Origin of the sequence: Erwinia artemisiae, from assembly GCF_051400835.1 — a bacterium.
Taxonomy (GTDB): Bacteria; Pseudomonadota; Gammaproteobacteria; order Enterobacterales; family Enterobacteriaceae; genus Erwinia; species Erwinia aeris.
This window is the reverse complement of sequence record NZ_JBLFFM010000001.1, coordinates 242,717-263,171: the sequence shown is the minus strand read 5'-3', so window position 1 is coordinate 263,171 and position 20,455 is coordinate 242,717. Positions and strand designations below refer to the sequence as shown.

The following is a 20,455-nucleotide window of genomic DNA, read 5'->3' as shown; positions in this document are numbered from 1 at the left end:
TATCTAAATATCTAAATATCTAAATATCTAAATATCTAAATATCTAAATATCTAAATATCTAAATATCTAAATATCTAAATATAGACAGAATAACACTAAAGCAAAGCATATAAAAACAGAGAGTTGCTTCAAAATTTATTTAAAAAGGAATATGGAATACCCCTCCCCTTTTTAAATTTGATGAATTACTTAAAACCAGCTCATTGAAGCAGGTATACATTATCATCTTAACCGGTAGTAATAGGTATCGTAATGCGTGTATGGCAACCCGTCAGCGATGCGTTCGGTGGCCAGTTCCACCAATCTGATTAGCCGTTTGTCGGCGCAATAACGCGGCTCGTTGCCCTGTTTCCAGTATGCCACTGTGGATTTAGACGCGATGATGTGACGCACGATTTTTGCTGCGTCATGCCGGCGGCTCGATATCAGGTATAACACGGAACAAGTCTATCTGCATGAGCGGCCCCGCGATAAAAATGCGCCATTCTTTTTTTCCTGAATGGCGCGGCAGGTTACAGATTATTCAGACCTTTTACGATATATTAGCACGATTATTATAAGAATTAGAATCCTGCTTTTTTGACTATTTCGGCTAACGTGTCAACCGACGCAATAATTTCACCATCCATGATCGGCCGTACTATTCTTGTGTCTGCCTTTTGATAAATTTGGTAACGTCTGCAGCCTGGATAAATCACATCACATTCAACGCCGCGCATCCGCATATTTTTTTCATGAGATTTTCGCAATATTTTTCTAAAACTATTTCTATTACGCTCAATAGTCTGGCGGAATTCGAACACTTCCCCTGTTTTTCTAATCAGCGTCAACATTGCCACGTTATTCAGCTCATCATGTAACGTAAACGTGTGGCCCTGCATCACGCCGTAATCGCGTGCGCTTTCAAAAATATTTACATCGCCAAGATTCAGAGACATAGCCGCCTGATCCCAGTAGAAATCACTCAAGCCGCTTGTACTCATAATTATTACCGGATCTGTGCGATGACGATTATTTACTTGATAGTCAGATTCAAACCAGTCTGTTCTGTTGCTCAGAACATAAAAAAGATTTGAATTACTTTTATTTATAAGTGCATATGTAAATATTACACTTTCAAACATAATTAGCTGTTTCTGGATGAAGTGACGCATCCCAGTATCAATTTTTTTCTGGTGACTGAATAAATCCAACATATTTCCTACCTTATGAGATCAAGTTAATTAACAGAAAAACACCCTTGTGTATCATCGCTAGGATACGCCAGTTTATTGCTAACGAATAATAGAACCTATTAAATAAGGTAGGTACATCATAACATTTATAAAAATTACCGAAATTTATTTGTCGATCCATGAAAGATGGTTTAATTTTTATACCCGCATCATTCGTCTAATATTAACTCTATTTATTAAACCAAATTGCCGCCGTAGATACTCGGTGTGGAGCTGCTGTACTGGCGTCGAGCCGGACGGATTAACAAGTGCCTGGAGCTGAGCACGGACGCGGGGTATAAAGAATCCGGCATCCTGCCCAGTGGATTAACACTTTAATTTCTTCATCGCCCAACATCCGGTTTTTCATCGCACTTGTCATGCTAATATTAGCCTGACGCAGTAACTCCAAAGGATCCACATCTATAACACCATGGCTTGAACAAAATCTGAATGCCCGCTGCATCAAATCGAGAACCTTACTGGTTATTACCTCCACTCCACACTGTCAAACAAATCCTGCCAGTGTGCTTTTGGCTTGACATGATTTTGAAACTACAGCTGTTTGGATTGATATTTACCAAACCCTGTGGCTTAAAGTAGTGATTCCCCCAATAACCGTAAGCCTTTTTCACTGTAAGGGCATCCACATTTTTCAGCCTTTCCAGCTTTACCTGATGCCAAGGATCTTAGCGCTGTGTACCAGGTTCAAAGTTGCCGCCACCGCTCCCTTGCCTGTGACAGAGATACAGAAGAATACTCGCCTATGCTAAGCTGTACGGGCTTGCCCTCCCGACAATGACGGTAAAAAAGGTAACGGATCCGGTAATTGAAAGTCGGACATTGAGGCCTGGTGAATCTGCCGTGATCTCAACCTTATCACGACATTTATAAGGCGATATTGTAAGCGGAGTCATCAGTAAGCACCGTGTATATGCCATCCCGAATACGCTTTAGTGGGCACAAAACCCTAGATTGTAGGTAAACCAAGTGAATCAGCGTCACTTTAAAGCACAAATTAATCGCAAGGCCATGATATGAATGTTAAATTCAAAGAAAATCAGACTATATTAAAACGCCTTAAAGTGAAAGATTATGCCCTCCGATAACATTTACGCCGAAAAACGGCTGCCCAGCACTTTCCGCACCACGTGGCGGCTGTTTTATCATGACACCACCGCGATGGTCGGCTTCTACCTGTTTATCGCGCTGCTGCTGCTGTGCCTGTTTGGCCGCCTGCTTGCGCCTTACGGGCTGGCGCAGCAGTTTTTAGGTTATCAGCTGCTGCCGCCCTCGTGGTCGCGCTACGGCGATGTTTCATTTTTTCTCGGCACGGACGATTTGGGCCGCGATCTGCTGAGCCGCCTGCTGAGCGGCGCGGCGCCAACGGTAGGCTCGGCTATCGCCATTACCGTACTGGCCTCGCTTTGCGCCATGGTGCTGGGCGTTTTTGCCGGGCTGACCAGAGGATTGCGTTCGGCGGTGATGAACCACATTCTGGATACCTTTCTTTCCATTCCTTCGCTGCTGCTGGCGATCATCGTGGTGGCGTTTTTTGGCCCAGGTTTAAGCCATGCCTGGCTGGCAGTATTCCTGGCGATAATTCCTCGTCTGGTGCGCTCGGTCTATACCGCCGTGCACGACGAACTGGAAAAGGAGTATGTCACCGCCGCCCGTCTGGATGGCGCCTCCAGCATGAATATTCTTCGCTATGCGATTTTCCCCAATATCCTGGCGCTGCTGGTTTCGGAATTTACCCGCGCGCTGTCGATGGCTATCCTGGATATCGCCGCGCTGGGCTTTCTGGATCTGGGCGCGCAGTTGCCTTCTCCCGAATGGGGAGCCATGCTTGGTGATGCGCTGGAGCTGATTTACGTCGCACCCTGGACGGTGATGCTGCCCGGCGCGGCGATAATGCTCAGCGTGCTGATTGTCAATTTGCTGGGCGACGGTATTCGTCGCGCCATCGTTGCGGGAGTTGAATAATGCCGCTGCTCGATATTCGTAATCTGACCATTGAGTTTATGACCGCCGATGGCCCGGTCAAGGCGGTCGATCGCGTCAGTATTACGCTGACCGAAGGGGAAGTTCGCGGCCTGGTGGGCGAATCCGGCTCTGGCAAAAGCCTGATCGCCAAAGCGATCTGCGGCGTGACCAAAGATAACTGGCGGGTTACTGCCGACCGTATGCGCTTTGACGATATCGACCTGCTTAAGCTGTCGCCGCGCGAAAGGCGTAAACTTGTTGGTCATAACGTGTCGATGATTTTTCAGGAGCCGCAGTCCTGCCTCGATCCTTCTGAAAGCGTGGGTAAACAGCTAAAACAGGCTATTCCCCGCTGGACGTGGAAAGGCCGCTGGTACCAGCGTTTCGGCTGGCGGCATCGTCGCGCTATCGAGCTACTGCACCGCGTGGGCATCAAAGATCATAAAGATATTATGCGCAGTTTTCCCTATGAGCTGACCGAAGGCGAATGCCAGAAAGTGATGATCGCCATTGCGCTGGCCAACCAGCCGCGCCTGCTGATTGCCGATGAACCCACTAACGCGATGGAACCGACGACGCAGGCGCAGATTTTCCGTCTGCTTTCCCGGCTTAATCAGAACAACAACACCACGATTTTGCTGATCAGCCACGATTTGCAGATGCTGAGCCACTGGGCGAACCGCATCAACGTAATGTACTGTGGCCAGACGGTGGAAACCGCCACCAGCGAAGATTTGATCGTGCAGCCGCACCATCCTTATACGCAGGCGCTGATCAGGGCGATGCCGGATTTTGGGCGCTCGCTGCCGCATAAAAGTCGTCTGAACACCCTGCCCGGTGCGATCCCTTCGCTGGAGCACCTGCCCATTGGCTGCCGTCTGGGGCCGCGCTGCCCTTATGCGCAGAAAAAATGTATCGAAACGCCCCGCTTGGCGGGCGGAAAATCGCACCTGTTCGCCTGTCATTTCCCGCTGAATATGGAGAGTCAGTAATGGTTGAAACGCTGCTGGAGGTGCGCAACCTCAGTAAAACCTACCGTTACCGAACCGGCCTGTTTCGGCGTCAGCATGTTGAGGCGGTCAAAGAGGTCAGCTTTACGCTACGCGAAAGACAGACGCTGGCGATCATCGGCGAAAACGGCTCCGGCAAGTCGACGCTGGCGAAAATGCTCAGCGGCATGATTGAGCCGAGTGCGGGCGAAATCCTGATTGACGATCGGCCGCTGCAATATGGCGATTACGGCTACCGCAGCCAGCGTATCCGTATGATCTTTCAGGATCCGTCCACTTCGCTGAATCCACGCCAGCGCATCGGCCAGATCCTGGATTTCCCGCTGCGTCTGAATACCGATCTGACCGCCGAAGCGCGGGAAAAGCGCATTATCGCCACCCTGCGCCAGGTCGGTTTGCTGCGCGATCACGCCGCTTATTATCCTCATATGCTGGCGCCGGGACAGAAGCAGCGCGTCGGTCTTGCCCGCGCGTTGATCCTGCAACCTAAGGTCATTGTCGCCGACGAGGCGCTGGCCTCGCTGGATATGTCTATGCGCTCGCAGCTGGTGAATCTGATGCTGGAACTACAGGACAAGCACGGCATCGCCTATATCTATGTGACGCAGCATCTGGGCATGATGAAGCATATCAGCGATCAGGTAATCGTCATGCATCACGGCGAAGTGGTAGAGCGCGGCAGCACCGCAGATGTCCTCGCCTGCCCGCTGCACGATCTGACGAAAAGACTGATTACCAGCCACTTTGGCGAAGCGCTGACGGCGGACGCCTGGCGTAAAGATCGTTAGTCCGGCTCTTTTAAACGCCCGTTCTGCCAGGAATGGGCGAATTTCCAGCCGGTTCCGCTGCTTCTTTCACCATTATGCTTTTCCGCTATTTATTAGCACCGATCGGTCTTTGCCGGTTATTCCGCTTGCGCGAGGATAGGCTTGCCCTCCGGTCCGTACTCAGGGCCAGCCAACTTGAAAAGGAATGACTATGGAACAGCGTCGGCTTAAAAGCCATAGCCACTGGTATCACGAAACTCAGGCCACGCTCGCCAGCCGGGCAGAGCCTCTGGTGCCCGAGGCCGCTGATATTGAAGACCGTTTTTTGCTGGGACTGGCCGCGCTTTGTGAAGGCGGGCTGCGGCAGACGCTACAGGAAGCGCAGCCGGCGCTGCTGGCTTCCAGGGATCTCTACTCGCTGCTGTTTCCTTCGTCGCTGACCGCCTCGCTGACGCATACGCTGACGTTATACGATCGTCTCAGCACCGCACTTACCGTGGCGCAGGTTACCGGCGTTCAGCGCCTGTGTAACCATTACGCCGCACGCCTCAACCCGCTAAGCGGGCCGGACTCTTCACGTGAGAGCAACCGTCGCCTGACGCAAATTACCGAATATGCCCGCCAGCTGGCGATGCAGCCGACGCTGATTGACGAGGCAGCATTGCAGCGGCTGGATGAGGCAGGCCTGACCGCGCCGGATATCATCACCTTTAGCCAGATTATCGGTTTTGTCTGTTATCAGGCGCGAGTGGCGGCTGGCGTGCATGCCCTGCTCGCCCTGCCGGTTCGCTGGATCCCTGGCGTAACCGTTCCGCCAGATGCGGACGAATGCGGCTTTACCGACCAGCATAGCTGGCAGCCCCGGCTGACGCCCGTTGAGCTGCGTTACGCCACGCACAGCCAGCTGGAAGCGCTGACCTTCTGCCAGCCGCAGCAGGCATTAAGCCGCAGCGCCTGGCTGCTGGCGCACGACGGGGATGCCCTGTACGGCTGGGGTCAGCTGATTAAGGTACTGGAAGAGCAAACGACGACGCCGGAAGGCCAGCTTGCCGCCGCTGTAGCCGCACGGATCAACGGCAGTGCAGCCTGCTTTAACCGGTACGCGCCGGAAGCGCTGCGTAGCGCGTTAAAAACAGGCGTTGATGACGCGATCGGAAGCGCCAGCGCCGTCGATCGGGCAGTGATACAGACCGCCGCGCAGCTGACCCGCTCGCCGGAGCGCTTCAGCGCCGCGCATTTACAGCCGCTGAAAGAGGCGGGTTTTTCGCTGCAGAGAATGATGAACGTGATTTTCAGTACGGCGCTGGCAGGCTGGAATAACCGGCTGATGCAGTCGCTGGGGAGTTAGCGTTCGTCGCGGCTAACGTTCGCTAAGCCAGCGGCGTACCTCGTCAAAAAAGTGCTGGGACAGCGGCGTCGCTCTGCCCGGCTCGGCAATAACCACTGCGGCCTGGCGGCTCATCGGCGCAATGGCCAGCGGGCGCGACTGCAATTCCGGCGTCATGGCCGGCAGCAGATGGCCGCGAGGCGAAATCAGGCAGCCCAGCCCTACCTGAACGCCCTGCGCCAGTTGAAACACGGAGGTGGTTTCCAGTATCACCCGCAGATGGATATCGGCTTCCCGAAAGTGGGTATCCAGATAGCGTCGGAAATAGCGCGTCTGCTCCGCCAGACACAGCGGGATCTCTTTTAGTTCGTTCAGGCTCAGCGGCGCTTCGCCCACCAGCTGCGGAAAATGTTCGGGATGGAAAACCACTTCCACGCCGTTGTCCGCCAGCGGTTCGGCCTGGAAATGCAGCTCGCGCAGCGTGACCAGCTCAAAAAAGCCAATGCCGACGTCCACCGTATAGCTGTTCAATGCGTCAAGCAGCTGATCGGCGCTGAGCACCGAGACGCGATAGTTAAGCTGCGGATAACGTTCCTGGATGCCTTTCAGCACCAGCGGCAGCGAGATGCTGCACTGCGGCACCACGCCAATACGTAGCGTGCCCGCAACGCCATGTTTTAACGATTCGACTTCCAGCTTGAGGCCCTGATAGACGGAGACGATTTCCCGCGCCCACGTCAGCACCCTTTCGCCTTCTGGCGTAAAGCCGTCGAAGTTATTGCTGCGGTTGATCAGCGATAGCCCCAGCTCGCGCTCCAGGTTTTTCAGACGCATCGACAGCGTCGGCTGGCTGACGAAGCTCGCCTCCGCCGCACGGCCAAAATGGCGCTCGCGCTCAAGGTTACACAGGTAAATAAGTTGTTTTATATCCATTTTTCTTATTTTTCAGAAGGTTATGTCAGACAGGCTTTATTGACTGGTAAGCAGGCATCCGGGCGCAAAATCAGCCCGGTCGACAGGCATTGCTGACTAAAGAAGATCTTCAGCCAGCGCGCCTGAGATGTCAATTTAAAGAGCCCTAAAGGCTAATGTCGTGCTGCTGAACGTCAATAATGGCTGTTGTCCGCGCTCATTCAGCAAAAGCATTTGTATGCAAGTTTCCCTGATAAAATTCCGTCGGAACAAATTTCAGGCTCAGGTACGTGCCTCCAGCCATTTTATAACATTGGGATTAATTTAGTGTGCCGGGTCAACCGGCTCTGATTATTTGCCTGCATACCTTACAGGCTTTTTTTACCTTCAGGCCAGATAGCTCGTTAATAATGGATTTTTATTATTGCAGCCCGACAATTGCGGCATTTTTTTTGGTGCGTAATAAAGTTGCCCGGCATCTCTTTACTGAAATGGTTAACGGTAGCTTTAGTTTTACGACAGAAGCCGTACATAAATACCGGGCCGCTCACAAAGAGATAAAGCCCTGAAGAGATATGCCGATGAACAACAGGGTTTAATTTCAGGAGAAAGAGATGGAAAACAAGTTCACCACCGCTAAAGATTTTAACGATGACGGCTTTTGGTAAAAATTGTTAAGTACGTTAAAAAAGCGGGGCATGAAGTCATTGAAAAAGCGCTTTGGTTCTATTTTTCTGCGCAGAGACCAGACACGCCAATTTGGGCAAAATGACGATTTACGCTGCGCTTGCTTATTTCGTTTTGCCGATTGATGCCGTCCCTGATGCTTTGCCCGTTGTTGGCTTTACGGATGACCCTGGTGTCCCGGCTGGGGCGCTGGCTGCTGTGTCGATGTATATCAACGAAGATGTAAAAACCAGGCTACAGAAAAAATGGCAGACTGGTTCGACTAAACGTTATTGCTGATGACTGGTGACGATATCAGCCCAACGAGCACGCCCGAAAGGGCTATCGGCGCTGCATTGGCTGTGGATCAAGAGCGTGGAAAATGACTTTAACGCCAAAGCCCCCATTACTGGGGGCGAACCACATTAAAAACTTTCCCAATCCCCGGCTGATACAGCGGCCGCCTTCGCGGGCGTACGGCTCACGGATGGCTTAACAAAGGTCTCGGTTTTTTTGTACATCCGCGTATCTGAAGTTAACTTAAAGGCAGACACCAGTTGGCTGAGCGTCTCCGCCTGATCCTGTAGCGATCGGGACGCGGACGAGGCTTCCTCGACCAGCGCAGCATTTTGTTGCGTCACTTCGTCCATCTGCCCGATAGCCAAATGAACCTGCTCAATACCGCGGCTTTGTTCCGCTGCCGAAGTAGCAATCTCATTGACAATAGTCGCGACCTGGTTGATTGAGCTGGTCACTTTTGCTGAGTTTTCACCCACACTGGCCGCCTGCAGCGCCCCGCTTTCGACGTGCATAACAGAGGCGTTGATCAGATCTTTAATCTCTTTTGCCGCAGAGGAAGAACGCTGCGCAAGATTACGCACTTCGCTTGCCACCACTGCAAAGCCTCTGCCATGCTCGCCGGCTCTTGCCGCCTCAACGGCAGCGTTCAGCGCCAGAATATTGGTCTGGAATGAAATCCCCTCGATCAGCCCCGTTATTTCGGAAATTTTTCCGGAGCTGGTGCGGATATCTTCCATCGTATTCAACATATTCCTCACGGACTGACCGTTTTCTGTCGACAGCTTATTAGCGCTATCGGCCAGCGTGCTCGCCTCGCTGGCACTGAAGGAGTTATTTTTTACCGTTTCGCTCAGTGCAGCCATACTCGAAGAGGTCTCTTCAAGCGAAGCCGCCTGCTGCTCGGTACGAGAAGACAAATCTTCATTACCTGCGGCAATTTGTGAAGATCCTGAGCTTACGGATAACGATGCGCTATTAACAGCCGTTAACGTCTCTGAAAACTTAGTCAGTAATTTATTAAACGCTGAAGCGGTTTTTCCTATTTCATCAGCGTGGCTGTCGTCAGCCTGGCGAGTAAGGTCTAACGTGTTGCTGACTTCCAGCATTGTCTCTTCTATATTCAGAAGGCTTCTTCTGATATTCAGAATGGTTTTTATGGCAAAAAAGCTGAGCAGCACAATCACCATAAGAACCGCAGTTGACATCATCCAGATTGTTTTTGAATAGATTTCTCTATTGATTTTTTTTAGCTCATTGCCAATCTGGATATTAAGTTCAATCTGCTTATTCAAATCTGATGCTAATTTTCTGCCTGCAGCACCTATACCTGATTCACCCTGAAGCAAGGCCAGCGTTACGCTCTCATTTTGCGCGCGGGAAGCGTTAAGGAACGCCGGTAAGTCAGCCCGTACTGCGTCGATGTCACGGTAGATCTGCTCTGTCATACTACGATCTTCAGCATTGGAGATATCATTAGCCATGTAGTAATCAGTCAGCTTTTTCAATTCATCCAGCGTGTCGTCGATATGGCGTTCAGCGGCAGGCAGCTTTGTATCATCGGTAAGCGCCTGGTGCTTGTATAAGGCCAGGCCCAAACCGCTGGAAGCACTAATGGATTTGTTAAGATCCTTAATGCTGGGGATAGCATTATTCTGCACATATTCGAAGCGGGATTGAAAACCCGATATAATTGAGAACGATACCGCTGCCAGCGTGCATAAAGCCAGCGCCAACAGGGTAAACGTCAGGAACAAACGCTGCGTAATATTCATACCTACCTCAAACCTGATAATTTAATAAGCCCTAAGAAGACGTTTTGTCCCCAGGGTAGGGTTATCGGTATGCCATTGAAAAAAATTAGCCCTTGTATCAAGTTTAAATTTTTTTTCGTGCAGGGCAATACAACCTATTATTAATATTGATTTTATTACTTAAGTTACATTTGTTCACGTAATACTGACGTGCAAAGGATCCGTATTGTGCTATCGGCTTTTTATCGTTTTGGTCACCCGGCCCTTTTAATCTTCAGCCTGTAAGCCAAAACTCACTGTATGTGTTAATTAATTTAGCAAGTTATGTTTCATGTTTTAAGGATAAATCATCTGGACGCCCCTGTTTCTGGCGCCGTAACAGCCATTCCTGGCGCGGTCAGTATTAAACACGCCGATAAAAACCGCCCGGAGGCGGCTTAGCTTTTCAGCACTATTTAACCGTGAATAACAAAAAGGGATTTGCAATGTGGGCAGAGCAATGCCTGCTCTCGAGAAATTTTTGCAACTGAATGCTTAGAGCTTTTTCCGCATATAGGGCATTTGGCGTCAGCGTTTATTCTGGCGATACGGTCCATCATCTGAGCGAAAAAGGACATGGTATTTGGCCTTGTGAGAAGTGAGCCTGATTATACCATCCCTGCGCAAATTTTACTCAACTAACCTGCATTTTCGATCTGGATTAGGCTGCCGCACTTTAACGCCTGGCTTTCTCTGTGGGGAAACCTTGATCATTTGACTGTCTCAATAGTTGAACCGTGCGAATTCATCACGTAGACCTTGTCTCCCGGATAGATGTATTGATACAGCGTTCCATCCGCTTCTTTAAGGCCAGGCATTTTCACGCTATCCACCTCGCTGATAAGCACAGCTACAGCGTCCCCGACCAGTACGCCATCCCTTTCACTGATCATAATGGCCTCTTGCTGTAAGACTTTGCTTTTCTCTTCATTTTCATAGATAGCAGGCATTACCTCAGCAAAATCGGGATTGGGATGCTCTTTGGTCAGCGTCAGAACATAGCCGAAGGTTTCCGAACCGCGTCTTGCAATAGTGATATTGTTCACCTCACAGATATGCGTCACACCCCCGATGATACTTTTAACGGTCAGCATAGTGTTCTCCTTCTTCCGGACGTAAAAAAGCCCCGCGTTGGCGAGGCTCAGGTTGTTTGCGCACCTTATTCCAATAACGGACAGACAACGCTCAAAACGTTATCTCTTACGCTGATCCCCCTATAATACCCTTTATATAAAAAGGTTAATAAAGCGCAGGCGTAAAAAAAGGCCACCCAGGGTGACCTTCAGAACAAGTACTGGACCGCCGTCAGGGATTCGAACCCCAAACCTTCAGCTCCGTGGCTGATGCTCTCTCCAGGTGAGCTAACGGCGGTTTAATCCTGATGCCGGTTACGTTCCGGTAACCTGATGCCGGTTACGTTCCGGTAACCTGATGCCAGTTGCGTTCCGGTAACCTGATTCCGGTTACGTTCCGGTAAAATCGTTAGCGCAGCTTGTTCACCCGTCTCCCTGAGGAGAAGCAGGGTTGATACGTCCCTCGCGCAGGAGCATGTTCTGGTAGTGTAGTACACCGCAGACAGAAAAAAGGCCCTGCCTGAGCAGAGCCTGAAATTTGGTGCGCCTGTTTATCATCACTGATTAAGGGTCAGTCCGTCGGTCGGGCGGCGCATTGGCGACTACCTGATTAAGCATAGTTATGGTTCAGCAAATAGCAAATTAAGAGCCGATGGCCAGGCGCTGTGGTTCAGGCGAGATGACCAACCGCCGTGCCGGTAACAGCTGTTTAAAGTGGCCTGATGGCGGCACTTATGCTGCTAAACCTCTCTCCATACTTTGGCTCGCACGGCGGTATTGGCAGCATTTCAGGGTAAACATCCCTTAATAAGATTCGTCTCAGAACAAAATTTAACCACCGGGATGTGATTCGGATCACTTTATGGTCTGCGTATTACTTTAGGGTGGTGAGGCAAAACAGAGTTAACTTCGTTTTTTTGCCCGCGGCTCCCTGCGGGCTTTTTTTATATAAATAATCCTGAATAACGCCTTACCTGTCCGTGTCAGCACAGAGATGAGCATGATATAGCTGCTATTTTTACCAAAAGCGCGCACGGTTCAGGTTTAATAGGTGCTGATAAAAGCGCTAATATTTTCTATAGAGAGGTTACACTGAAAGCGAGCCAGAAAGCAGATAGTTAATTTAAAGCGAGGACAGATATTATAATAACCGTATTCAGTGGCACGAGGCCTTAACTATCCGTGTGCGATAAGATGGTTTCAGAATACAAGGTTTTTAGTGCCACTGTAAAATATAGAAAAGCTCATTAATTTCACCGCCTTTGTCTTTATTCCTTCACGGCGGCTAAGCCTTTAAAATTGATACCGGCACTGATATCCAGCTGCCTATTGAAGCGTGAACCACGGCGCGGTACACCGCCTCCGGTAAGGTTTTGCCCACGGAGGGCGCTCTTTCGTCCAGATAAGCGATAAACATCTGTTTATGGCCGCCGCTGCTCAGGAATATATTCAGATTGCTTATCAGATATCCAGCCTTGTCCCACGTCGTAGCCGCGCCTTTCGGCCAGGCGCCGCCTATAGCTTTAAGCACGGCCCATTCCAGGGCTTTGCCTTCCAGTTCGTCGGTTTGAACGGTTTCAGTCTGCATTATATTCCCCGTAAGCCTGCCTTGCCTGGCAGAAAAGCGTTAGCTGCTAAATTGTTGCCAGTTATTCCATACTTCGGTAACAAATGCACCCTGATAATGCTTCTGTCGCTTATATTCAGAATCAGGCCATGCCTGGCCGCCGCTCTTTATTATTAATACCCTAAGGACAAAGCAGACTATTCTTATTTATTGACATCCCGGCTTATATTCAGAATTGGCCCCGGTGTAAATTACCGCTGTAATAAATATCAAGCCAGCATCGTCTTTTAGTGACGCCGTCACCTGCCTGCCGGTCCCGGTCACGACCGGCAGGCAGAATTGCTCAGCCGTAATGCCGCTTTTTGCGTTGCCTTCAGCCTTTTAGCAATGAATCCCGCCGCCTGTGCGCTGGCTCTTGCGACCTGCTCTGCTGAAGCCACGCGAGGGGAGCCGCAGTCAAACGGCGGCGCAGGATCGTATTCCATCTGCAGCTGGATAGCCTGAGCGATTTCGTCGCCGTAGAGCGCGGCCACCACGCTAAGCGCAAAATCGATGCCGGAAGTCACGCCAGCGCCGGTGATAAGATTACCATCCCGCACTACGCGCTCGCCTACCGGCTCGGCACCCAGTAACGCCAGCTGCGACAGCGATCCCCAGTGGCAGGTCGCTTTGCGTCCCTGTAAAAGCCCGGCGGCGCCCAACACCAGCGAGCCGGTACAAACGGAGGTAAGCAAATTAACCTCTGCGCTTTTGCGGCGGATAAATGCCAACGTATCGTTGTCTTCCATCAGCGCGATCTGCCCTGGGCCGCCGGGCACGCAAAGGACATCCAGTTTTGGGCAAGCCTCAAAGGTTGTGGAAGGCAGGATCGCCATGCCGCGATCGGACACTACCGGTTCTCGCGTTTTCCAGATGAGATGCACCTGCGCGCCAGGCGCACGGGCAAAAACTTCAAAAGGGCCGGTAAGATCGAGCTGGGTTAAATCGGGGTAAAGCAAAAGGCCAATGGCAAGGGTTTGGGCAGACATGCTTTTCTCCTGAAAAAATGAAGTCCGTTTTTCGCATATTCACAGACAGGCGGCAAGCGTAACAAAGCCGTCTTATACGGCGCACGCCCTTTCTCGCGATCTGAATTTTCTCCACCTGTTCCAAAAGAAGGATATAAACGAAGCGGCAAATCTGGAACCATGCAGATATAAAATTATCGGCAAAAGCGAAAATGAAGCTCCCACTTCTGAATAAGTTGTAGAAATTAATAATAATGCATAAAAAAACCCGCCACCCCTGAAACAGAGGGATGCGGGTTTTAGCCGGTTACGGGACAACCTTAAATTACTTTCTTCGGCCAACTTAATCAATCGGCTAATAGTTGAGCCAATTTAAACGGCCCGATACTACCTGTGGTCATCCCATACTACTTAGCTGCGGTGGCTGTTCTGCCCACCTTTTTTACCGGCTTCGGAGGCCTTATCACGGTCGTTTTTGAAAGAACCGCTGCTGCTCTGGCCGCCTTTCTTACCTGCTTCTGATGCTTTTTCACGATCCTCGGCGAAGTTGCCGGAATTTCCACGATGCTGAGTCATAATAGCTTCCTCTTCGTGTATTCAATTTCTCACCGGATAATATAGCTCGGCTACTGCTGTTTTTACCGAACGCCGGTGAACGTCGTGCATGAATAACTATAGCAACCTCTCGTCAGGCTGCAAGAAAAAACCCTTATTTAATGGCGGGCCGCCTGTTTCATTTTATATTCAACAGGCTTTCTCATACGCACCCTGAAAAAGCCAGCCAAATCAGTAAAATATATAGACGCGAAAAATATGACATAATTTTTCAGGATTATTAATAATGTTTTAAAATAACAGTTAATAAACCACAGCAGGCTTAAGCCTTTATCTCTGTAATGAAATATACCCATTGCAATAGCAAGACGGCAGAAGGGCCGTCTGTCCCTGTCTGATTACGGCTCATCGCTGAACAGAGCGGTAAACAAGGCTCGCAGCCAGCGGTGCCCGGCGTCACGATGCGTGCGGTCGTGCCACGCCAGGATTTTGGTAAAGCCGGGAATGACCAGCGGCGGCGCCTGTATCGCCATTTTCTCGACGCCCACGGTCAGTCGATAAGGCGTTACCGCAATCAGATCGCTGAGCTGCAAAATTTCCGGCAGCATCAGAAAGCTGTTGATCGCCATGACCACCCTTCTTTCGCGTCCCAACGCCGCTAAAGCGCGATCGGTCACGCCGGAAAATCTGTCCCCGGTAAAAGAAACCAGAACCTGGTCAAGCTGGCAGAAACGGTCCAACGTCAGCGGCCGGGGGCCGGCATCAGGATGATCTTTGCGCATCATGCAGACATAGCGTTCATCAAAAAGGTGGCGGGTGTGCAGCTCCTGCGGCGTGGTTTCAGGCGTGACCAGGGCGAAATCGATTTCGCCCCGCGCCAGCTGATCTGCGAGCTGGCCGGCCTCAACCGGCACCACAGCCACGCGAATGCCCGGTGCCTGTCGACGCAGCGCGGTCACAAACGGCACGATAACCGCTTTTAAAGCATAATCCGTGGCGGCGACGGTGATCGTCATCTCTGCGCTGGCCGGGTTAAACACTTTTCTTTGTAATAACGCTTCCGTTTCGCTGAGGATCCTTTTCACCGGCGCAGCCAGCTCCAGCGCGCGTGGCGTGGGCACTATCCCTCTTTGCGTTCGGCTGAACAGCGGATCGTCAAAACAGTCGCGCAGCCGCGTCAGCATTCCGCTGACGGCTGGCTGAGTAAGCGACAGCCTGGCTGCCGCACGCGTAACGCTGCGTTCATCCAACAATGCATCCAGGGTTTTCAACAGATTCAAATCCATTGTGCGGATATCCGTTTTCATCTCGCTTCGCTTCCCCTTTAGATATCATTCTTCATGATATCAGTAATAACAAACCCTGATTAGCCTTATATCAGCACTCTCCGCATACTCGCTTTACCAACAGCGACTGGCGCTGTGCTCTGTTTTTATGGGTGACTAATGAACGCTATTATCTGGCCTGAAGGCTATATTCCGGGTTTTTGTGATAACTTCGCCTCGAACGAGGTTATTGTGGCAGGTCTGTCCACGGCGGAAGTCTGGCCGCTGTTGAATACCCCAGCGCTGTGGTCAACCTATTATGAAAATGTTGCTGATATTCGTTTCTGTCACGGTAAAGGTCCGCAGCTGGCGCAGGAGGTGCGTTTCTACTTCACGACTTTTGGTTTTCCTGTCGAGGCGCAGGTAACTGAATGCGTAGCGCCATCCACCGGCGAACCGGCGCGCGTGGCGTGGCATGGCTGGTCCGGCGAAGGCGAAACGCGGCTGGATGTGCATCATGCCTGGCTGCTGGAAGATTTGGCCGGCGGACGCGTACGTATCCTGACCCAGGAAACCCAGAACGGCCATCCGGCTAAAGCACTGGCGAAAACCACGCCAAACCCGATGATTAACGGCCATCAGGCATGGCTGGATGGCCTGGTCGCCGCCGCCCTCGCCCGGAAAGCCTGACACGGCGAACGTTCTGTAAATGCGGCCTGCCAGGGACGGCAGCAGTCAGGCCACGCCCAGGGCAGCTTTCACCTCGCTGGCGATTTTTTCAACCTGCGGCCCGTAAATGACCTGGATATCGTGGTCGCTGACGCGGTTGATGCCGTTGGCGCCCGTGGTCATCAGCGTTTGATCGACGACCTCTTTCATCTCTTTTACCCGCACCCGCAGTCGGGTAAAGCAGCAATCGACGTCCTCTATATTGCCTTCGCCGCCCAGTCCGCTAATGATCACCCGAATACGCTGATCGGCCGCGACCGTTTTGCTTTCCGGCTCCGTCTCTTCCGCTTCCCTGCCCGGCGTTTCTACCCGCATACGCAGGATAACAAAGCGAAAACCGTAGTAGTAAACCGGCACGTAGATGGCGCCAAGCACCAGCGTCCACCACCATTGAGTTTTGCTGCCGCCAAGAATACCAAACACCACGAGATCGATAGCGCCGCCCTGAATATTGCCGATCATCAGGTGCAGCATCGACATCAGCATAAAAGACAGGCCGCTAAGGAGCGCGTGCAGCAGATAAAGAATGGGCGAAACAAAGATAAAGCAGAATTCCAGCGGCTCGGTGATGCCGGTCGTAAACGAAGTGAGCGCGCCCGCCAGCATCAGCGCTTTGACCCGCTGCTTGTGCTCCGGCCTCGCACAGTGATAGATCGCCAGCGCGGCCGCCGGCAGGCCAAACATCATCACCGGGATTTTTCCCTGCGCCAGGAACTGCGTGGCGTTTCTGATAATGTCATCCGGTACGGAGCCGGGATGGGTCAGCGCGGTATTAAAGATATTCAGCGCGCCCACGATGGTCTGATTATCCACGGTAGCGACGCCACCAATAGGCGTGAAGCGCACCGTTTCGTTAAGGATATGATGCAGGCCGGTAGGGATAAGCAGGCGTTCGCTGGTGCCATATAAGAAAGCCCCATACTGCCCGCTTTTGCCGATTAGCTCGCCAACCCAGGCGATACCGGCGCCGATAGTGGGCCAGATCGCCGCCAGCAGCACGCCCACCAGCGGCAGCACCAGCACGGTCACGATCGGCACAAAACGTCGCCCGCCGAAGAAGCTGATAGCGGTAGGCAGCTGCGTGGTATAGAAGCGGTTATGAATGGTCGCGGTCAGCAAACCGGCAATAACGCCGCCCAGCACGCTCATGTTATAGGTAAAGATACCCAGCATCGGGATATATTCCGCCGAGGTCATCATGGCGGCCGTTTGCTCCATGCCTTTCGCCTGCAGCGCTTCCGGCGTGGTCGTAGCCGCCGTCAATCCCTGCGCCGCAAGCGTGGCGCTGACGCCGACATGCATGGCGATAAAGCCGATAACGGCAGCAAAGGCGGCGGTCGGCTTTTCCGCTTTCGCCAGGCCAATCGCGCTGGCAACGGCAAAAAAGAGCGGCAGATTGGCAAACAGCGCGCCCGCCACCTTGCGGATAAAGCCAATAATCAGCTGTGGAACGTGCAGGCTGGCAAACGCATCGCCGGTTATCGCCGGGTTTTGCAGCGCGGCCGCCACGCCCAGAAAGATACCGGCGGCGGCGATAACGGAGATCGGCATCATCAGCGCTTTGCCGAAAGCATGAATTTTACTGGCAAATTCTTTCACAGGCCCCTCGTCTTTCCGGCTGAAAGCCTGAGTATGATCCAGCGCAAGACGGGACGCGGAGAAATGCATATGCTTCCGTATGATTCTTTGATATGTCTCACGCTTTAGCGATAAACCCCACCTATCGCATGATTAAAGCAATCAATTAGACAATTTTGTTAAGAAGTCACAGACTGTGCCGATAAAAGAAGTAATAACTTCTTAACAAGACAAAAACATTGTAACCACCTGCGAAGCACTATGAAATTTAAAACTGCAATAAAACCCTACCAGGCGGCGGCGGGCGGCTGGGGATCACTGGAAGCGACAACCCGTTTCGTTTTTGACAGCAAACAAGTTCTGAAAAATATGCGCAACCTGATGCGCATGAACAAAGCCAAAGGCTTTGACTGTCCCGGCTGCGCCTGGGGCGACGATAACAAAAGCACCTTCAGCTTTTGTGAAAACGGCGCCAAGGCCGTGACCTGGGAAGCGACGCGCCGCTTTATCGACGCCAGCTTCTTTGCTCAACACAGCGTTTCCGCCCTCTATAAGCAGAGCGACTACTTCCTGGAATATCAGGGTCGCCTGACCGAGCCGCTACGCTACAATCGTGAAACCGACCATTACGAGCCCATCAGCTGGGACGACGCGTTTGCCCTGATCGCCCGCCATATCAAGGCGATGGACAATCCTGACCAGATGGAGCTTTACACCTCTGGCCGCGCCAGCAACGAAGCCTCCTGGCTTTATCAGCTGTTTGGCCGTATGAACGGCAGCAATAACTTCCCGGACTGCTCGAATATGTGCCACGAGGCCAGCGGCACCGGCCTGAAGCGCAGCATCGGCGTGGGCAAAGGCACTATTCGCCTGGATGATTTCGATCATGCGGACGCTATTTTTGTTTTCGGCCAGAACCCCGGCACCAACCACCCGCGTATGCTGCACAGCCTGCGTCACGCCGCCGATCACGGTGCAAAAATCGTGACCTTCAACACGCTGCGCGAACGTGGCCTGGAGCGCTTTGCGGATCCGCAGAAGCCGCTGGAAGTGGTAACCAGTAAAGCGGGCACCATCAGCTCTACCTATTATCAGCCGAACCTCGGCGGTGATATGGCAGCGGTGCGCGGCATGGTGAAAGCGCTGGCGGAAACGCATTATGCCCGTCTGGCTGCTGGCGAACCTGGCCTGTTTGATGAAGTCTTTATCAATGCCAAAACCGAAGGCATGGAAGCTTACCTGGCTGCCGTCGAGGCGACGGAATGGTCGCATATCGTTCAGCAGTCCGGACTGACCGAACAGCAGATCCGTGAAGCGGCCGCTATCTACCAGAGCGCCGAGCGCGTGATCTGTACCTGGGCGATGGGCATCACGCAGCACAAGCATTCTGTGGATACGGTGCGCGAGATCGTTAACCTGCAGCTGCTGTTTGGCCAGCTGGGCAAAAAAGGCGCAGGCCTTTGCCCGGTTCGCGGCCACAGCAACGTGCAGGGCAACCGCACCATGGGCATTGACGAGAAGCCTTCTCAGGCCTTCCTCGACAGCCTGGGCAAACACTTTGGCTTTGAGCCACCGCGCGAAATCGGTCACAACACGGTTGAAGCGCTGGAAGCGATGCTGCGTGACGAGATCAAAGTGCTGATCGCGCTGGGCGGCAACCTGGCCGCCGCCGCGCCGGACAGCCCGCGCACCGAAGAGGCGCTGCGTCGCTGCGGCCTGACCGTGCAGATCAGCACCAAGCTGAACCGCAGCCACCTGTGTCCTGGTGCCGTTGACGCGCTGATCCTGCCGACGCTGGGGCGTACCGAGCAGGATATCCAGGCGACCGGCCCGCAGTTTATCACCGTGGAAGACTCCTTCAGCATGGTTCACGCCTCTGAAGGCGTGGGCAAGCCTATCGCCGAGACGCAGCGTTCCGAAACGGCGATCGTTGCCGGTATCGCGCACGCCGTGCTGGGTTCGGAAAAAGTGGACTGGCTGGGCCTGGCAGCGGATTACAATCTGATCCGCGACCATATCGCCGCTACCATTCCGGGCTTTACGGATTTCAACGCTAAGTGCGATATCAAGGGCGGTTTCTATCTGGGCAACGCCGCGGCAGAGTTCCGTTTCAATACGCTGAACAATAAAGCGCAGTTCAGCGCCGCCAGCCTGCCGGACTCGCTGTTCCCGCAGCTGGATGTGGAAGTGCCGTTTACGCTGCAAACGCTGCGCTCGCACGACCAGTACAACACCACGATTTACGGCCTTGATGACCGCTACCGTGGCGTGTATGGCCAGCGCGAAGTGTTGTTTATCCATCCGGAAGATATGGCGCGTCTGGGCTTTGCGGCGGGCGACAAGGTGGATATCGAAACGCTGTGGAACGACGGGATCACCCGTAAAGTCAGTGAGTTCAAGCTGGTGCCTTACAACATTCCAAAAGGCAACCTGGCGGCCTACTATCCGGAAACCAACCCGCTGGTGCCGCTTTCCAGCTTTGGCGACGGCAGCGGCACGCCAACGTCTAAATCGGTGCCGGTGAAAATCACCCTGTCCGAAGTGAAGCCAGGCTTGCGTATCGCCTGAGTCACAATGCGCTAACACCAGGCCGGGATTTTCCCGGCTTTTTTATTTCTTACGGCTGGCGACAGGCATTCGCGGCTGGAAAATTCTTCCGCCCTTTTGCCGCCGCCAGCCCGTGCCAAAAAAAGCGCGACAATTCAGCG

Annotated in this window: 17 protein-coding genes and 1 tRNA gene; 7 read left to right on the top strand and 11 right to left on the bottom strand. The window is 52.5% G+C overall.

The window, feature by feature from the left end; translation table 11 throughout:
• Positions 1 to 564: 564 nt before the first annotated feature.
• A complete protein-coding gene (locus tag ACMGEE_RS01270) occupies positions 565 to 1,197 on the bottom strand; it encodes an autoinducer binding domain-containing protein (RefSeq protein ID WP_436829500.1) in 633 nt (210 codons plus the stop codon).
• Positions 1,198 to 2,310: 1,113 nt separating this feature from the next.
• Here ACMGEE_RS01270 and sapC point away from each other — a divergent pair.
• The 4 genes from sapC (at position 2,311) to ACMGEE_RS01250 (ending at position 6,326) form a co-directional block, all read left to right on the top strand.
• Entirely contained in the window at positions 2,311 to 3,201 is an 891-nt protein-coding gene (gene sapC / locus ACMGEE_RS01265; protein ID WP_253453884.1) for a putrescine export ABC transporter permease SapC, read from the top strand.
• On the top strand, positions 3,201 to 4,193 hold the full coding sequence (gene sapD / locus ACMGEE_RS01260; RefSeq protein ID WP_253453882.1) for a putrescine export ABC transporter ATP-binding protein SapD: 993 nt from the start codon (positions 3,201 to 3,203) through the stop codon (positions 4,191 to 4,193). Before sapC ends, sapD begins: the two co-directional genes overlap by 1 nt.
• Entirely contained in the window at positions 4,193 to 4,999 is an 807-nt protein-coding gene (gene sapF / locus ACMGEE_RS01255; RefSeq protein ID WP_253453880.1) for a putrescine export ABC transporter ATP-binding protein SapF, read from the top strand. Before sapD ends, sapF begins: the two co-directional genes overlap by 1 nt.
• A 190-nt stretch (positions 5,000 to 5,189) precedes the next feature.
• Entirely contained in the window at positions 5,190 to 6,326 is a 1,137-nt protein-coding gene (locus ACMGEE_RS01250) for a CMD domain-containing protein (RefSeq protein ID WP_253453878.1), read from the top strand.
• A gap of 12 nt (positions 6,327 to 6,338) precedes the next feature.
• Here the strand turns inward: ACMGEE_RS01250 and ACMGEE_RS01245 are convergent, their stop codons facing one another.
• Positions 6,339 to 7,238, bottom strand: a complete 900-nt coding sequence (locus ACMGEE_RS01245) for a LysR family transcriptional regulator (protein ID WP_253453876.1) — start codon at positions 7,236 to 7,238, stop codon at positions 6,339 to 6,341.
• Between the two features lie 747 nt (positions 7,239 to 7,985).
• Between ACMGEE_RS01245 and ACMGEE_RS01240 the strand changes: the two genes are divergently transcribed.
• Positions 7,986 to 8,183, top strand: coding sequence for a YkvA family protein (locus ACMGEE_RS01240; protein WP_301251719.1), 198 nt, complete (start codon positions 7,986 to 7,988; stop codon positions 8,181 to 8,183).
• A gap of 125 nt (positions 8,184 to 8,308) precedes the next feature.
• On the opposite strand, the gene ACMGEE_RS01235 is transcribed toward ACMGEE_RS01240, so the two are convergent.
• The 8 genes from ACMGEE_RS01235 to ACMGEE_RS01200 all read right to left on the bottom strand — a co-directional run bounded on the left by ACMGEE_RS01235 (position 8,309) and on the right by ACMGEE_RS01200 (position 15,482).
• Entirely contained in the window at positions 8,309 to 9,955 is a 1,647-nt protein-coding gene (locus ACMGEE_RS01235) for a methyl-accepting chemotaxis protein (protein WP_436829499.1), read from the bottom strand.
• 434 nt (positions 9,956 to 10,389) lie between these two features.
• Positions 10,390 to 10,551: a YnfU family zinc-binding protein gene (locus ACMGEE_RS01230; protein ID WP_301251653.1), complete on the bottom strand. Its 162-nt coding sequence runs from the start codon at positions 10,549 to 10,551 to the stop codon at positions 10,390 to 10,392.
• Between the two features lie 132 nt (positions 10,552 to 10,683).
• Positions 10,684 to 11,067: a hypothetical protein gene (locus ACMGEE_RS01225; protein WP_253453872.1), complete on the bottom strand. Its 384-nt coding sequence runs from the start codon at positions 11,065 to 11,067 to the stop codon at positions 10,684 to 10,686.
• 201 nt (positions 11,068 to 11,268) lie between these two features.
• Positions 11,269 to 11,344: transfer RNA gene (locus tag ACMGEE_RS01220), tRNA-OTHER, on the bottom strand.
• Between the two features lie 987 nt (positions 11,345 to 12,331).
• Positions 12,332 to 12,634 (bottom strand): hypothetical protein, encoded by a 303-nt coding sequence (locus tag ACMGEE_RS01215; RefSeq protein WP_253453870.1) that lies wholly within the window; start codon positions 12,632 to 12,634, stop codon positions 12,332 to 12,334.
• Between the two features lie 299 nt (positions 12,635 to 12,933).
• On the bottom strand, positions 12,934 to 13,641 hold the full coding sequence (locus ACMGEE_RS01210; RefSeq protein WP_253453868.1) for a DJ-1/PfpI family protein: 708 nt from the start codon (positions 13,639 to 13,641) through the stop codon (positions 12,934 to 12,936).
• A gap of 390 nt (positions 13,642 to 14,031) precedes the next feature.
• Complete coding sequence (locus ACMGEE_RS01205) at positions 14,032 to 14,196, bottom strand: con-10 family general stress protein (protein ID WP_301251651.1); 165 nt, start codon at positions 14,194 to 14,196, stop codon at positions 14,032 to 14,034.
• Between the two features lie 377 nt (positions 14,197 to 14,573).
• On the bottom strand, positions 14,574 to 15,482 hold the full coding sequence (locus ACMGEE_RS01200) for a LysR family transcriptional regulator (protein ID WP_301251717.1): 909 nt from the start codon (positions 15,480 to 15,482) through the stop codon (positions 14,574 to 14,576).
• A 138-nt stretch (positions 15,483 to 15,620) separates the two neighbouring features.
• Between ACMGEE_RS01200 and ACMGEE_RS01195 the strand changes: the two genes are divergently transcribed.
• Positions 15,621 to 16,130, top strand: a complete 510-nt coding sequence (locus tag ACMGEE_RS01195) for an SRPBCC family protein (protein ID WP_436829498.1) — start codon at positions 15,621 to 15,623, stop codon at positions 16,128 to 16,130.
• A gap of 45 nt (positions 16,131 to 16,175) precedes the next feature.
• On the opposite strand, the gene ACMGEE_RS01190 is transcribed toward ACMGEE_RS01195, so the two are convergent.
• Complete coding sequence (locus ACMGEE_RS01190) at positions 16,176 to 17,723, bottom strand: PTS transporter subunit EIIC (protein ID WP_369894825.1); 1,548 nt, start codon at positions 17,721 to 17,723, stop codon at positions 16,176 to 16,178.
• A 285-nt stretch (positions 17,724 to 18,008) separates the two neighbouring features.
• Here ACMGEE_RS01190 and ACMGEE_RS01185 point away from each other — a divergent pair, with 285 nt between their 5' ends.
• Positions 18,009 to 20,315, top strand: a complete 2,307-nt coding sequence (locus ACMGEE_RS01185) for an FdhF/YdeP family oxidoreductase (RefSeq protein WP_253453861.1) — start codon at positions 18,009 to 18,011, stop codon at positions 20,313 to 20,315.
• The last annotated feature ends 140 nt before the right edge of the window (positions 20,316 to 20,455 follow it).